Source organism: Paenibacillus liaoningensis, assembly GCF_059609455.1.
The window spans coordinates 246,827-261,707 of sequence record NZ_JCAALU010000014.1 but is presented as its reverse complement, the minus strand read 5'-3'; the positions used below and the strand labels follow the sequence as shown (position 1 = coordinate 261,707).

The 14,881-nt window shown below is 49.9% G+C and carries 18 protein-coding genes; all 18 read right to left on the bottom strand.

Annotated elements, in window-relative coordinates:
- Positions 1–567: 567 nt before the first annotated feature.
- A complete protein-coding gene (gene mtrB, locus AC6B99_RS22740; RefSeq protein WP_046232031.1) occupies positions 568–789 on the bottom strand; it encodes a trp RNA-binding attenuation protein MtrB in 222 nt (73 codons plus the stop codon).
- Positions 790–916: 127 nt separating this feature from the next.
- Positions 917–1,228 (bottom strand): HU family DNA-binding protein, encoded by a 312-nt coding sequence (locus tag AC6B99_RS22735; protein ID WP_074904845.1) that lies wholly within the window; start codon positions 1,226–1,228, stop codon positions 917–919.
- Positions 1,229–1,375: 147 nt separating this feature from the next.
- A complete protein-coding gene (locus tag AC6B99_RS22730) occupies positions 1,376–2,362 on the bottom strand; it encodes an ABC transporter permease subunit (protein WP_494858735.1) in 987 nt (328 codons plus the stop codon).
- Positions 2,362–3,876 (bottom strand): ATP-binding cassette domain-containing protein, encoded by a 1,515-nt coding sequence (locus AC6B99_RS22725; RefSeq protein ID WP_494880268.1) that lies wholly within the window; start codon positions 3,874–3,876, stop codon positions 2,362–2,364. Before AC6B99_RS22725 ends, AC6B99_RS22730 begins: the two co-directional genes overlap by 1 nt.
- A gap of 49 nt (positions 3,877–3,925) precedes the next feature.
- Positions 3,926–5,050 (bottom strand): substrate-binding domain-containing protein, encoded by a 1,125-nt coding sequence (locus AC6B99_RS22720; protein WP_494858731.1) that lies wholly within the window; start codon positions 5,048–5,050, stop codon positions 3,926–3,928.
- Positions 5,051–5,329: 279 nt separating this feature from the next.
- Positions 5,330–6,808, bottom strand: coding sequence for a stage IV sporulation protein A (spoIVA, locus tag AC6B99_RS22715; RefSeq protein WP_056028826.1), 1,479 nt, complete (start codon positions 6,806–6,808; stop codon positions 5,330–5,332).
- 305 nt (positions 6,809–7,113) lie between these two features.
- The gene (locus tag AC6B99_RS22710) at positions 7,114–7,872 is read right to left on the bottom strand and encodes a YphF family lipoprotein (RefSeq protein WP_056028828.1); all 759 of its coding nucleotides are present in this window, start codon (positions 7,870–7,872) and stop codon (positions 7,114–7,116) included.
- A 28-nt stretch (positions 7,873–7,900) separates the two neighbouring features.
- The gene (locus AC6B99_RS22705; protein WP_099519924.1) at positions 7,901–8,245 is read right to left on the bottom strand and encodes a 2Fe-2S iron-sulfur cluster-binding protein; all 345 of its coding nucleotides are present in this window, start codon (positions 8,243–8,245) and stop codon (positions 7,901–7,903) included.
- Complete coding sequence (locus AC6B99_RS22700; protein ID WP_496664289.1) at positions 8,242–8,859, bottom strand: nucleotidyltransferase family protein; 618 nt, start codon at positions 8,857–8,859, stop codon at positions 8,242–8,244. Before AC6B99_RS22700 ends, AC6B99_RS22705 begins: the two co-directional genes overlap by 4 nt.
- Positions 8,860–8,969: 110 nt before the next feature.
- Positions 8,970–9,266: a 2Fe-2S iron-sulfur cluster-binding protein gene (locus AC6B99_RS22695; protein ID WP_056028834.1), complete on the bottom strand. Its 297-nt coding sequence runs from the start codon at positions 9,264–9,266 to the stop codon at positions 8,970–8,972.
- A 54-nt stretch (positions 9,267–9,320) separates the two neighbouring features.
- Positions 9,321–9,500 (bottom strand): DUF2768 family protein, encoded by a 180-nt coding sequence (locus AC6B99_RS22690; RefSeq protein WP_056028836.1) that lies wholly within the window; start codon positions 9,498–9,500, stop codon positions 9,321–9,323.
- Positions 9,501–9,651: 151 nt separating this feature from the next.
- A complete protein-coding gene (locus AC6B99_RS22685; RefSeq protein ID WP_056028838.1) occupies positions 9,652–9,927 on the bottom strand; it encodes a stage VI sporulation protein F in 276 nt (91 codons plus the stop codon).
- 102 nt (positions 9,928–10,029) lie between these two features.
- On the bottom strand, positions 10,030–11,064 hold the full coding sequence (locus AC6B99_RS22680) for an NAD(P)H-dependent glycerol-3-phosphate dehydrogenase (RefSeq protein WP_496664288.1): 1,035 nt from the start codon (positions 11,062–11,064) through the stop codon (positions 10,030–10,032).
- 7 nt (positions 11,065–11,071) lie between these two features.
- The gene (gene plsY, locus AC6B99_RS22675) at positions 11,072–11,680 is read right to left on the bottom strand and encodes a glycerol-3-phosphate 1-O-acyltransferase PlsY (RefSeq protein WP_056028840.1); all 609 of its coding nucleotides are present in this window, start codon (positions 11,678–11,680) and stop codon (positions 11,072–11,074) included.
- Positions 11,681–11,692: 12 nt separating this feature from the next.
- Positions 11,693–13,015, bottom strand: coding sequence for a ribosome biogenesis GTPase Der (gene der, locus AC6B99_RS22670; protein WP_056028842.1), 1,323 nt, complete (start codon positions 13,013–13,015; stop codon positions 11,693–11,695).
- 78 nt (positions 13,016–13,093) lie between these two features.
- On the bottom strand, positions 13,094–13,273 hold the full coding sequence (locus AC6B99_RS22665) for a capping complex subunit for YIEGIA (RefSeq protein WP_056028844.1): 180 nt from the start codon (positions 13,271–13,273) through the stop codon (positions 13,094–13,096).
- A gap of 2 nt (positions 13,274–13,275) precedes the next feature.
- A complete protein-coding gene (locus tag AC6B99_RS22660) occupies positions 13,276–14,181 on the bottom strand; it encodes a YIEGIA family protein (RefSeq protein WP_056028846.1) in 906 nt (301 codons plus the stop codon).
- Entirely contained in the window at positions 14,178–14,816 is a 639-nt protein-coding gene (locus tag AC6B99_RS22655) for a YphA family membrane protein (RefSeq protein ID WP_155972710.1), read from the bottom strand. The genes AC6B99_RS22660 and AC6B99_RS22655 overlap by 4 nt, the downstream gene beginning before the upstream one ends.
- Between the last annotated feature and the right edge of the window lie 65 nt (positions 14,817–14,881).

The following is a 14,881-nucleotide window of genomic DNA, read 5'->3' as shown; positions in this document are numbered from 1 at the left end:
GCTTTGTCAACTTAGTGACAAAAGCTCGTTTCGCGAAGAAATATAAGCATTATGATGAGCGACATGCCTCATTCATTCTTATATTTCAAGCGTAAACGGCTTTGCCAACTTAATGGCAAAAGCTCGTTTCGCGGAGAAATATAAGCATTATGATGAGCAGCATGCCTCATTCATTCTTATATTTCAAGCGTAAACGGCTTTGTCAACTTAGTGACAAAAGCTCGTTTCGCGAAGAAATATAAGCATTATGATGAGCGACATGCCTCATTCATTCTTATATTTCAAGCGTAAACGGCTTTGCCAACTTGATGGCAAAAGCTCGTTTCGCGAAGAAATATAAGCATTATGATGAGCGACATGCCTCATTCATTCTTATATTTCAAGCGTAAACGGCTTTGCCAACTTAGTGGCAAATGCTCGTTTACGCCCTTTTATACCAAGTGTGTACGCACGAATATGTCCTCATACCCATTGTACAAACATTTGGTCCCGCCTATGCCTGGAGCGGCTGCTCCCGCCATAAAAAAACTCCCGCCCTGCATCAAGGCAGAAGGGAGCGGCAGGTCGCTATTGGTCGGTCTCTATTTGGCCATGCTTCGTCATAATGACCGCTTTTCCCCGCACCTTAATGGCTGAAGTATGATCCGTGAATTGTACGATCAGCACTTCGTTGCGATCCAGCTTTTCGGTGTGATGAAACTTCGTATCTTGCCCGCGGGTCAGCCCGATAACCTGTACCCCTTGATCCTTCGCCTTAATGACGATAAAATCGCTGTTTGTCGGCTCCATTCTCCATCCCCCTTGTCGTTCCTCTCTGATAGACAGGTCGTTTATAAGTGTCACACTTATAAACGCATATCTACTTAAAAAGCGCCCGAACGCTAACGTCCGGACGCCGATTTAACGAATGCTGCTGTTAGTTGGATACGAGATCCTTAAGCGATTTGCCTGGCTTGAAAGCCGGGATTTTGCTAGCCGGAATATCAATTTCCAAACCGGTTTGCGGATTGCGTCCTTTACGAGCTTGACGCTCGCGAACCTCGAAGTTGCCAAAGCCAACAAGTTGGACTTTGTCGCCGCCTTGAAGCGCATCAGAAATGGCATCAAATACAGCATCAACTGCTTTAGTCGCATCTTTCTTGGACAGATCGGATAATTCAGCAACCTTGTTGATCAAATCCGTTTTATTCATTCGTTTCACCTCCCTATTAGGCAAATGAAGAGTCATCTTATCCCTCTTATTAACGGAATTACCTAAAAATATACATGCCATAGTTTTCTATGCATTTACCAAACCTATAGTAATACAGCCGTTTAGCAATTTCAAGTATTTCAGCGTGTTTCAGCATTTTTTCACGATTCTCATTAAAATCAGCTAGCCATTTCGGCGTTTGTTCAGATGAATGAACGTAACGGCGAGCGCCAAAACGAGCACGACACCTTTAATAATATCATTGGAATAATACTGCACCTTCATCATCGTCAAACCGTTCAATAGCACCCCGATCAGCAGCGCTCCAAAAAAAGTACCAATCACATTCGGCTTGCCCGCGCCAAACACGGAATATCCAACAAATACGGCCGCGACGGCCTCCATCATCATAGGCGCTCCAGCGTCAATTTGCCCGGTTCCAACACGTGCGGCAAACAATACCCCGCCAATCGCAGCAAAGACCCCTGAAGCCACATAGGCGGCTGTACGAATGCGGCGAACGCGGATGCCGGACAAGCGTGCTGCTTCTTCATTGCCGCCTGTCGTTTGCATTTGACGTCCCCATTTGCTGTATTTGAAAAACAGATGGACGACTATAACAGCGATGACCATCAAAATAACAGGCACCGGAATTTGGCCGATTTTGCCTTGCCCCAGCCATAGGAACGAGCTGTTGAAAACGCCTGGCGCAGTCGAGCCGTCAGGCATCGGCATATTGTTGTAGATCGAGTAGCCCTTCGTATACGTTTTGTGAATGCCGGCAACAATGTACATCACAGCAAGCGTAGCGAGCAGATCCGGAATCCGGATGCGCACGATGAGCAGCGCGTTAAGCAGCCCTACCAAGGCGCCGATCGCGATTGCCACGATAAGCACAACAACAAGCGGCTGCTCAAACCACACCATCATAGCGGCGGTTACAACCGTCGTCAGCGACACCGTCGAGCCTACCGACAAGTCAAAGCCGTCTACTGTCAGCGAAAAGGTTACGCCAATCGCAACAAAGGTCACGATAGAAATCGAACGCAAAATATCAGAAAGATTGGCATAAGTGAAAAAATGCTCATCCCATAATGAGAAAAATAAGATGACAATTGCAATAACGATGAGCGAGCCATATTTAAATAAAAAGCTTGAAAACTTCTCCATTACACCGTTTCATCCTTTCCACCGCTGGCATATAGCATCAGCTTCTCCTGCGTCGCTTCACCGCGTCCAAACTGCTTGACGAGCTTCCCGTCGCACATGACCATAATCCGGTCGGCAATCCCGATCGCCTCGGCAAATTCACAGGTCAAATATACAATAGCTTTTCCTTGGGTTGCGAGTGTTCCGATTATTTTGAAAATGTCGCTTTTGGCGCCAATGTCTACACCTTTTGTCGGCTCATCAAACAAATACACGCTTGCGCCGGTAGGCAGCCATTTGCCAATGGACACCTTCTGCTGGTTCCCCCCGCTCAAATGCGCGACCTTCTGCTCTGGCGAGGAGGTTTTGACGCCAAGCCGCCCAATTACAGCTTCAGCATTATTCGTCTCGCGTTTCCCTGACAAAAAGCCGAGCTTGGATAGCACACCCAAAATCGGCAAGCTGAGATTGTTTTTAACCGATTCCTCTACCAAAATCCCCTGCTTGCGGCGCTCCTCCGGCACAAGCACAAGCCCGCCTTTAAACGCATCCGCTGGCGAAGCCAGATTGACGGCCTGTCCATTTACGCTTACCGTACCGCCATCCGCTTTGTCTGCACCAAACAGCAGACGGGAAAGCTCCGTTTTTCCCGCCCCTACAAGGCCGACTATCGCAACGATTTCACCGCTCTTCACATCAAAGCTGACATCCTTAACCTGATGTCCCCGCTGAATGCCGTTTACGTTCAGGAGCGGCTTCCCAATTGTCGCATCCAGCTTCGGATACTCCTCCTCGAACACTCGTCCGAGCATGGCGTGGACGACGTCCTGCATCGTCATGGCGGCTGCAGCCTCGGTAACGATCCTCTCTCCATCACGCATAACGGTTACACGATCGCAAATTTGGAATATTTCCGGCAAGCGGTGGGAAATGAATACGATGCCGATACCTTCTGACTTAAGCTGGGCAATAACACGGAATAACCGCTCCGCTTCTTCCAAACTCAAAGGGGCGGTCGGTTCATCAAAAATGACATATTTGGCTTTCTCGGTCAGCAAGCGCGCAATTAATACGAGCTGTTTTTCTGCAAGCGTCAGCTCTCCTGCCTTCCTCCGAACGGGAATACGCGCACCTAAACGAGCCAGAGTTTCCTCTGCCTCCTTCTCCAGCTTGCTCCAGTTCAGCCACGCCTTGCTTCCTTTCGCCGAAATGCGATCCAGCATGACATTCTCCACTACGCTAAGCTGTGCAACCAGTGCGGTATCAACCTCCTGATAAACACAATGGATGCCCAATGACTTGGCATCCCCTGGCGAACTGATATGAGCTTGCTGTCCATCGATTACGATGGTTCCTTCATCCTGGCTGTAGGCCCCTGATAAAATTTTCATCAGCGTGCTTTTGCCCGCGCCATTGGCGCCAAGCAGCGCATGGACCTCACCGCTTTGCAAGATAAAATCAACATTCCGGAGAGCGGGAATGCCGGAAAAAGCTTTCCGGATTCCCTTCATTTGCAATTGTTTGTTTGCACTCATCGTTTGCATCTCTCCATCCCTGCATGTGCATATTGCTTAGGGCAAGCCCTTATTTCAATGCTTCCAAATCTTTCATCCAATCCTCATAACCTTGTGTGCTGCTTCCCCAGCCTTCTACATGCTCGGAAAGTTGTGTAGTGCTGACTTTCTCTTCTGGCAACGCATCACGGTGAACGTATACCGGCTCCAGAACGACTAAAGGCTCATTTGCATCGCCTTTGAATTCTTTGTACAAAATACGAACTTGTACGCGGCCGATATCTTTAGGATCAACAGCTGCCGAAGCGACCCAAGGGCTCGTTTTGTCTTGAATCATTTGCAGATCCTCATCGCTCATGTCGATGCCGTATACTTTAATTTCTGTACGGCCAGCTTGCTGAATAGCACGGGAAGCGCCTTTTGCAAACTCATCCCAAGCCGCCCATACTGCTGTAATATCGCCTTTGTTCGGGTATTGGCGCAAAATGGCTTCCATCTGCGATTGCGTATCAAGCGCCGGGTTGTTGGCATTACCGAAAGCGGCAATTTCTTTAATGTCAGGATATTTCTCTTGGAACTGCTTGTAGGCCACTTGGCGGCGCTCCATTGGCGCAAAGCCTGCTACCCATACTTTAACGATATTGCCTTTGCTGCCAGCATCTTTAGCGAGCTGCTCCAGCGTAATTTCAGCCATTTTCTGGTCATCCTGCTGCAATACAGGCACGCCATCCACTTTCACATCTGCATCGAATACGACAACAGAAATGCCTTGCTCTTTCGCTCTTTTAATTCCCGCTTCGAGCGCCGCAGCTTGTCCATGGTCAATCAAAATGCCGTCAAAGCCTTGGTTAATTGCTGCATCAAGGTTAGAGGACATTTTCGCCAAGTCATTGTCGGATGCGAAAACCGTTACTTCTCCGCCAAATTTTTGAGCTTGCTCTTTCACCCCTTCTACATATTGAGATGAAAAGGTTCCTGTATTAAATTGCATAACAAGCGCAAGTTTTTTACCCTTTAATGCTGCCAAATCGCTGCTTCCGCCAGCTGCATTGTCTGCTGTAGCTTCAGCTGATGCTGTCGGCGAGGCCGATGCTTCACCTGCCGGCGCATTGTTTTTTGCCGCTCCGCAAGCCGATATTACCAGCAGTACCGCAGCTAGAAAAATTGTTAACGAAAGCTTACCCCATTGTTTCATGTTCTTTCCCTCTCCCCATCTCATGTCTCTATCATCAGTGTATTGCTTCTTTGCAATCATATCATTTTATCCCACTATGTCAATCGGAATTTAGTATATTGTCGAAAAAAATCGTTTGACGCGACAATTGTCATTATAGTAACGCTTTTCAAAAATTGCAACCTCATTTTAATAGCTGCAATTGCCCGAGCACCAACCGCCGCAAATGCAAAGCAGCCGCTGCTTGAAAGCCCGTTAGGCCTTTCAAGCAGCGGCTGTATTCAACTATGTCCGAATGCTTTACAAAATTATGGCGATCAGGCCACCGGAACCCTCGTTAATAATCCGGCCCAGCGTTTCCTGAAGCTTGTAACGCGCGTTGTCCGGCATCATCGCAATTTTGCCCTGAATGCCTTCTCTTACGAGCGAATGCAGCGAGCGGCCGAAAATGTCGGACTCCCAAATTTTGATGGGATCGCTCTCGAAATCCTGCATCAAATAACGTACGAGCTCTTCGGTCTGCTTCTCCGAGCCTATAATCGGCGCAAATTCCGATTCCACATCGACGCGGATCATATGGATAGATGGAGCTGTTGCTTTCAGCCTTACGCCGAATCTTGAGCCTTGGCGAATGAGCTCCGGCTCCTCGAGCGCCATCTCTGCAAGCGTCGGAGCTGCAATGCCGTAGCCCGTCGCCTTAACCATTTCCAGCGCTTCGGCGAATCGGTCATATTCCCGCTTCGCGTGGGAAAATTCCTGCATTAGCTGAAGCAAATGATCTTTGCCGCGAATTTCTACGCCGACCACTTCCATCAAAATCCGGTCATACAGCTCATCCGGCGCATACAGGTCGATCTCGGCTACGCCCTGCCCCATATTCATGCCGCTGAGTCCCGCCCGGGCGATAAAGTCGTAATCCATAAACTGCGCGACTACCCGGTCCACATCCCGTAAACGGCGAATATCCTTTACCGTATCGCGGACCGAGTTTTCATAGTTGCTGCGCAGCCAGTGATTTTCATTAAGTACCATTACCCAGCTTGGCAGATTCACATTGACTTCATGAACAGGGAACTCGTAAAGCACTTCGCGCAGTACCGAAATAACTTCCTCTTCCCCCATCGTTGCTACGCTGAGCGTAATGACCGGAATATCATATTTCGTTTGAAGCTCGGAGCGCAGCTGCAGCGCTTCCTCGCTGCGTGGACGCGTCGAGTTAATAATCAGCACAAACGGCTTGCCTACTTCCTTCAGCTCGCTGATGACCCGCTCCTCGGCCTCTACATAGGAGCTGCGTGGGATTTCTGCGATAGAACCATCAGTCGTTACGACTACGCCTAATGTAGAGTGCTCCTGGATGACTTTGCGCGTGCCGATTTCCGCTGCTTCCTGGAAAGGAATCGGATCATCGAACCACGGCGTTGTAATCATCCGCGGCCCATTTTCATCCTCATAGCCTTTCGCACCTTCTACCGCATAGCCGACGCAATCGACCAGCCGTATATTTACTTCCAGCCCTTCGGCTACTTTCAATTGCACCGCTTGGTTTGGCACAAATTTTGGCTCGGTTGTCATGATGGTTTTGCCCGCGGCGCTTTGCGGCAGCTCGTCTACGGCTCGTATACGATCAGCCTCACTCGTAATGTTAGGGAGCACCACCGTTTCCATGAACCGCTTAATGAACGTTGATTTGCCCGTCCGGACAGCCCCTACAACACCGAGGTAAATATCCCCACCGGTACGTTCGGCTATGTCCTTGAAAATGTCTACTTTCTCCACTGAATATCCCCTCCCAATTGATTTCCCGGTTCGCCGCCTTCCACCGGACAAGAGGGCAGGCCAGCGACGCAACTCGTACAGCTTTTAGGACTAGTAATATCCTATTGTTCCAACTCTCCGATTATGACGATTGTTATGAAATCTTTTAAAGCTTCTTTCACGTTCTTGCCCTTCCAAGATTGAGTTATATGAGAAATGCCGCTGCAGTATGCCAATACAGCAAAAAATCCTCCAAACCGATTCTTGAGGAATCAAGCTTGGAGGATGCCAAAATCATAGCCTATGAACATCAATTGATATGAAATTTACGATACCGCCTGCGGCTGCCCGTCCACCCAATTATAGACGGGAGCCTTTACTGGCACAAATACATCCCGCTCGACCAACAGCCTGCGCAGGTCGAAATCGGCGGCGAAGGACGTTTCGCCATCCTTCTGGATCGCCTGCATGAGATCAGGGCCATAATCCGCATAAATCTGGCCTTTCTCGTCCAGCATTGCCGCCATCGTCAAGCCTGAGTAGCTGCTGACAATCGTAGGCGCTTTTTTGCCAAGCAAATTGTAATCCACATAATAAAAGCCCGGGTAAGCCTCGTCGCCCTTCGGCAGCTTGCCCGCATTAGCAGTGGAATACGCCTGCACCCAGCTCGAAATATCGTTAATCTGCTGATAAATGCGCAAATCCATCAATCGAACTTTAGGATCTGTTTCTTCATCCGTAATTAAAAAATAAAAATTGCCGCCCTTCTCAAATGCCGCGGACGGAATGTCACCCAAATACCCTTTTCCTTGCAGCGGAACGAAATCAAGGATGAACTTCTCATATAACGGCGTTTCAGGCGTGCTATTCTTAATTGGCAGTACACCCGTATCTGCCTTATACTCATCAATTGCGGCCTGTACATTGCGGACCGCCTCTTTCGGAGCGCCTTGATTTTGCGATAGGCGATCATTCGGATACATGCATCCAGTTAACACCAGCAGCACGGCGGCAGCTGCCAGCAGCGCTGCCCTCCGCGCCCATAGCCCGCGGCTAACTGGATGCGCAAGCACGAAATTAAACATTTTAACGCGTCCCCCTATCTCTCCAGCCTTACCAAAGCTTATCATCTTCCTCGGCCTGTTTTGCCAGCTGCCTAAGCACCGCTGCGCGCAGCGGGTCCATCGGAATTTCGGCCTGCACCTTGCCTTTCACGCGCGCCTGGCAAGACAGCCGTATGCCGTCTTCCATGCCTGCAAGCTTGCGCCGTTCTACATCACCGATTGGCATCAGCTCGCTGCCTGGCTTTACTTCCATTTTGCACATAAAGCAAGCGGCATTGCCATCGCAGCGCGTTCTTACCGCAATACCCGCTTGTCTTGCAGCGTCCAGCAGCGTTGTACCAGGGCGCACCTTAATGGTTTTGCCAGCAGGCAGAAACGTCACCTCGGCGCTCATATCAGCTGCCCTACCCGCTGCTCCGCAATCCAGCGGCGCACTTCCGCTTTCAGCGCTGCACTGAGCTGATTGCAGCTTTCCAATTGCTCTAGCGCTGGTTTATGGCGGGCTTCATCCTCGCAATACGCTTCAATAATCAGTTCATAACGATCTGGACGATCACGAAGCACATTAAACCATAGCTCATGGGCCAGCGGCACAACAGACACGGTCGCAGCGGGTGCAGAGCCGCCTCTGCCAACCTTTATCTGCTCTGCGTAAGGCAGCAGCAGCGAACGCACCTGCGTCTCGTAGCAGCTGTCGTGTGCTCGCACAACAAATCCGCCTACAAGCTCAACGGGTACCCCGTCGATGAGATAGTGGCTCAGCCTGGAACGGTAAATACCCGTCTCATCCAATACAGGCATATCTGTGGAAAAAGGCTGCAGCAAGGCATGAAGACGAGCGACGTCAGCCTCATCGGTGTATAAATCCAAATCTCTAGGTTCGCTGTTCAGCGCCGTGCCTCTCAGCATAAGCCCTGCGCTGCCCCCAACGATCCAAGGAGCACCGCTTCCGGCTGTCAGCTGGGCAATGGAGGTTAACACTTGCTCGATTTGTCCTCTAATGCTCATCACTTGCACTTCCTTCATCAAATTAATGGCGGCGCACTCTACTCTATCAACTCCAACTACCCGTTAAAGCAGCAAATGACGAGGTGGTGAAACTTATAAATGCTTATATTTTAAAAATAAGGCTTGTTAACCGCTTTAATGTTCACATCAACCGACTTTACAATCGCCTGGCAAGCAAGGCGATAGCCTTCTTCAAACTCTTCCGGGTCCATACGATCCCATTCCTGATCCGTTATCCCTTCAAGCCCGCTAGCCCCTTCAATCACATGACAGCGACAACGGGCGCAGGTGCCCCGTGTGCAAGAGAAAGCAAAATCCACATTATGCTTCATGGCCAAATCCAGCAGCGACAGCCCGTCCTCCGCTTCTACAATCGCCGTTTTCGTTCTCCCCGTAAGCTCAATCATAAACGCAACCGTCCCCTTCTCTATCTGGATGTATGTATGCCCCTCGAATAACCGTTAAATAATGGAAATGACTCCGCAAATAAAACCAATGACCAGCAAAACAAAAGCAATCAGCGATAAAATAAATTTGACGATCCCCTTCGTCTTAATCCGGGCAAATGTAATGATAACCGCCGAAATGGCCATTAAGCCGATGCCGATCAGCGAAACCCACATTTTCATCATAGCATCCATAGTCGACTCTTCTCCCACTCTTCACCAATGTAATAAATGCAACCCATATTATATCATTGACTGCAAAAAAGGACAAAAGGCGCAAAATTGCCGCTGCGGAATCGCTCCGCTGCAGCAAAGCTTTGCGCTTTTGCCCAAATATAAGGATTTGTTACTTCTTGATCATCATTTTGACAAGCGATTCCATGCTGCCCATATTCATGCCGGTCGCCTTAACGGCTTTGACAATATCGTTTATAGTCGATTCCGCAACAGGCACCTTCGCCATCTCTGCCACTTGCTTGATCAGCTTGCGTAGTTCGGCTTCGTTCTGCATTGTCGAATCCGTTACACCGCTGGCCAGCTTCTTGACCGAGTTTTCGGAAATATTTTTGCCCGTTTTTTTATTGATTGCGCCGAGCACGTCTTTTGAAATATTTTTTCCCATGCACTAACCTCCCATCGCAATCGCTTCAGCTCGTTGCTCTTAAGCTTTAGCTCCGATGGGATATCATATGAGCAAGGAAATCGTTTGGTGTAGGCGCCTGTCTTAGCCGATGCTTTCAATCTCATGGGTTTTTAACCGGCCCATAAGATGCTCAACGGCTGCTTTTGGCGAAAACTCCTCAAACAGCACCTTATACAATTGCGCGGTAATCGGCATTTCAACCTCATAGCGCTTCGCCAGCTCATACGCGGCACGCGTCGTACGCACGCCTTCAACGACCATGCCCATCTTGGTGAGCACGTCGCCAAGCGGCGTACCATCCGCCAGCATATGCCCCGCACGCCAGTTGCGGCTGTGCTGGCTCGTACAAGTAACGACCAGATCGCCAACGCCGGCAAGCCCAGCGAAGGTGAGCGGATTGGCGCCCATGGCAGCGCCTAAGCGTCCAATCTCTGCAAGGCCTCGCGTCAGCAGTGCCGCTTTGGCGTTATCGCCGAAGCCGAGCCCGTCGGATAAGCCAGCACCGAGCGCGATAATATTTTTAATCGCGCCAGCTACTTCAACGCCTACGACATCCGGATTCGTATATACGCGAAAATCGGAGCTCATGAAAGCATCCTGTGCTTGCTCGGCAGCTTTCATGTCCGCCGAAGCGACAACAACGGTTGTAGGCTGGCGTTTTATGACTTCCTCCGCATGGCTCGGGCCAGACAGCACCACAATTTGCTCAGTTGTACGGCCTAGCTCTTCGGAAAGCACCGTCGTCATCCGCTTCAGCGTATCGGCTTCAAAGCCTTTTGTCGCATGGACGCAAAGCGTCTGAGCTGGAAGATAAGGAGCAGCCTGCTTCGCCACTTCCCTCATGGCGCCGGATGGAGCAACGAATAGGGCAAGCTCCGCTCCGCTGAGCGCTTCTTGCAAGTCGGTCGTTGCCTTAAGACCTTCAGGAAGCGTTACGCCTGGCAAATATTTAGCATTCATGCGGCTTTCATTGATGCCGCTAGCCTGCTCCGCATTACGCGTCCACAACAGCACCTCATAGCCGTTGCGAGCCAGAACGGAAGCAAGCGCTGTTCCCCAGCTTCCCGCTACAAGCACCGCAGCGCGGCGCGCTTGTTCGGTCTTTGCTTTTGCCATATTGGACTCACATTCCTTTCTTTGCGCCAAGCTTGTTCTCCGTTCCCTTCAGCAGCTTCACAATATTCGCCTTATGACGAACAAACGCGAAAACGCATAATACAAGGCTCGCGCAAAGCAGCGGCAAAGAGTAAGTAAGCAAAGCAATAAAGATCGGCGTCAATGCTGCGAACAGCAAGGAACCAAGCGATACGAAGCGCGTAATGGCAATAGCAAGTATAGCGACGATACCCGCAAGCAGCGCTGGCAAGAAAGCAAGCGTTAAAATGACACCAACGGTTGTCGCGATGCCTTTGCCGCCTTTAAAACGAAACCAAATCGGCCAGTTATGGCCAATAATGGCTGCAAGGCCGCATAAAGCAGGCGTCCAGCTTGCCGCGTCGCCTCCGCTGAGCCACTCTCCCAGCAGTACAGCTACTACCCCTTTTGCAATATCCAGCAAAAAGACCGTAATACCCGGCCCTTTACCAAGCACGCGAATCGTATTCGTCGCCCCGGCATTGCCGCTGCCATGCTCGCGAATGTCAATGCCTTTCAGCCATTTCGCGATGACGATGCTGAATGAAACGGAACCTAATAAATAACTGATAATAACTGCAATGGCTGAGTACAGCACGCCTCTTCTCCCCTAATCCTCGTCTGACTTGCGACGTGTAAATAACCGTAGCGGCGTGCCTTCGAAATTAAACGCTGCCCGTATTTTATTTTCCAAATAACGCTCATATGAGAAATGCATCATCTCTGGCTCATTGACGAAAATGACAATCGTCGGCGGTTTTGTCGCCACTTGTGTCACATAGTTGATTTTCAGACGTTTGCCTTTGTCGGTTGGCGGCGGGTTGTAAGCAACCGCATCTCCAACAATATCATTCAGCAAATGCGTCTGAATACGCAAAGCATGCTGCTCCGAAACGTGATTCACGACAGGCAGCAGCTTATGCAGACGGGACTTCGTAAGCGCGGATAAATAAACGATCGGCGCATACGACATAAACAGGAAGTGGTCGCGAATCGTCTGGGAGAAAGCTTGCATCGTTTTCTCGTCCTTCTCGACGACATCCCATTTGTTGACGACAAAAATAGATGCTTTGCCCGCTTCGTGCGCATAGCCTGCAATATGCTTGTCCTGCTCGATAATGCCTTCCTCGCCATTAATTAGGATGAGGGCAACGTCAGCGCGTTCAATTGCTTTCATCGCACGCATAACGCTGTATTTTTCCGTGGATTCGTACACTTTGCCGCGCTTGCGCATACCAGCCGTGTCGATCAGCACGTACTTCTGTCCATCGCGCTCGAAAGGCGTATCAATAGCGTCGCGAGTTGTACCTGCTACATTGCTGACGATCACGCGTTCTTCGCCAAGCAGCGCATTTACAAGCGAGGATTTGCCAACGTTTGGACGTCCAATCAACGCAACGCGAATAACATCTTCCTCGTATTCAACATCTTCGATTTCTGGCAGCTTCGATACGGCAGCATCCAGCAAATCGCCAATGCCCATGCCGTGGGAGCCGGAAATGGCAATCGGTTCGCCAAAGCCTAAGCCATAAAACTCGTATACCTCGTCCATACGTCCCGCATTGTCTACCTTGTTAATAGCGAGTACGATAGGCTTGCGGGAGCGAAACAGCATTTGTCCCACTTCCTCATCCGAATGGGTGAGGCCCGCTTTCGCATCTGCCATAAAAATAATGACATCTGCCTCTTCAATTGCCAGCTCGGCTTGCATCCGAACCGATTTCATAATTTCATCTTCACCATCAATTTCAATGCCGCCTGTATCTACAATATTAAAGGCTATGCCATTCCATTCTCCGGTGCCGTACAGCCGATCCCTCGTAACCCCCGGCTTATCTTCTACAATTGCCAGCCTGTCGCCGACTATCCGATTAAATATGGTAGACTTACCCACATTCGGGCGCCCGACGATGGCGATAACAGGTCTTGCCATAGTTATCGATTCACTCCTTCAGTAATTCTCACGCTTACCATCATAGCAAAAAACAGCCGCCTTGGCTAACTTTTCATGTTAAAGGTGATTAACGAGGATAATGACGCCATTTTTTAGATTATGGGCATTGGCATTCAAAATCTTCTCCAGCAGAAAAGCTGTCTGCTCCAGTTCCTGTTCATTGTCTGCAAAAAAGATCGGTGCACCGCCTCCTGCGACATCCCGGTTGCTCGAAACGACTGCAACAATATTCGCCATGTTCAGCCCTCCTGCTTATTGACTTTCGCTTCTGTAGGCATGCGCACAGCCGATTCGAGAATCGGAACGCGTCCGATCACCTTGAGCGCCTTGCTCTTGTCCCTGTCCTGCGGAAGCATAAATACGGCAAGCCTGCCGTCCTTCATATCGAGCTTCGCCATTGGAATTAAGGCCGGTTCGCCATCATCCCGGTAAACGCCCAGCATCGTAGCCAAATCGTACAAAATCGCTTGGCGCTGGCCCAAATTACCCATTGTAACCTTGCTGTTCGCGTTGAGAGGCGTCAATATAAAGCCCATTCCGCGCTCGCGAATGATATCCTGATTTGACTTAAGCCCCACATTCATAATATAAATGTCGCCAACGAGCAGATCCGGCCCATCCATACGCACTTCCGCTGTTTCCGCCGAAATAATATGGGACAGCGTTTTGCCCGAACGAAAATGATGGACGATCAGCAGCGATAAGCCTCCTGCCAGCAGGCCGACCCAGAGATTGACCATTACCGCAAAAAGGCTGGTAAGCAGCGAGGACATGATTACGAGGTAATTGCGCCCTTCAAATACCATCGCGATGCCCTCGATATAAGTCGCTCCGCGGCTGACGAGCTCCAAGCTGTCGATTTTCGTCAGCGTCTCGCGCTCCATTTTTCTGACATCCCGAAATTGCTGTGCTGCTAATGATAAAAAGGTAATAGCCGTATAGTCTTTACTATATAGCGCAGGAACGGCTACTGCACCGAGTGCCGCCGCAATAACGCCTAGCGAAATATGGATAATTCGGCCGTGAGGATAAGTCGGATATTGGCGATAATCGGTTCTTAGCATCAGCAGCCTCGCAATAATACCGAATGCCATTCCAAGCAATACGCCAAGCAAATGCTTATTCGCAATTAAATAATGGCTCATTTTGGGGAGCTCCCTCCTTTATTTCTCCAGCCCGCTTCCGCTCCCGCCACCTTGCTGTAAGAAGCTCGGAGCAAGTGGAAAGCTATACTGATGAGCCTCGCACAGGCAAAAGCGAGCCAAAAGCTGTCCCACCAAGCCAAGGAGCCAATGCGAGCCATGTAAGTGCCACTTGATAAGAGCCCATTCGCCAATTCCGCCATAGCAGCCGCCAGCAGCAAAATACCAAATTGATGGCCCGGCTTCACTGAAAAAGCGGCTACGAGCAAACCGCCGAGCAGCCCTCCATCCCAAGCGGGGTCAAGCCAAAAAAACACCGGATCAAGCCGGTATAGCTTTTGGATGGCACCCAAAATAATACCGGTCAAGCAAGCACACAACAGCAGATATCGCCTCGATTCTCCGCCTGCCCCTCTGCGAAACGACCAGCAGACAGCGACTGCCACAATCATTATGCTTGCATAAATCTCAACGGCCGTCCCATAAATGGTTACATGATAATGAAACGGCTGGGCAAACAGACATAAAACGGCAACGATCAGCTTTGAACGCCCTGCTCCGACATATTCCGCCCAGCCAGTCGTCATTAATATGAATGCCATAATCATAATCCAGAACGACAAATATCCTTCGTTCACAGCCAAATCACCCCACGTGAAGCTATTATGCGCCAAAAAAAAGAGGCTATTCCTCATTATGAAAC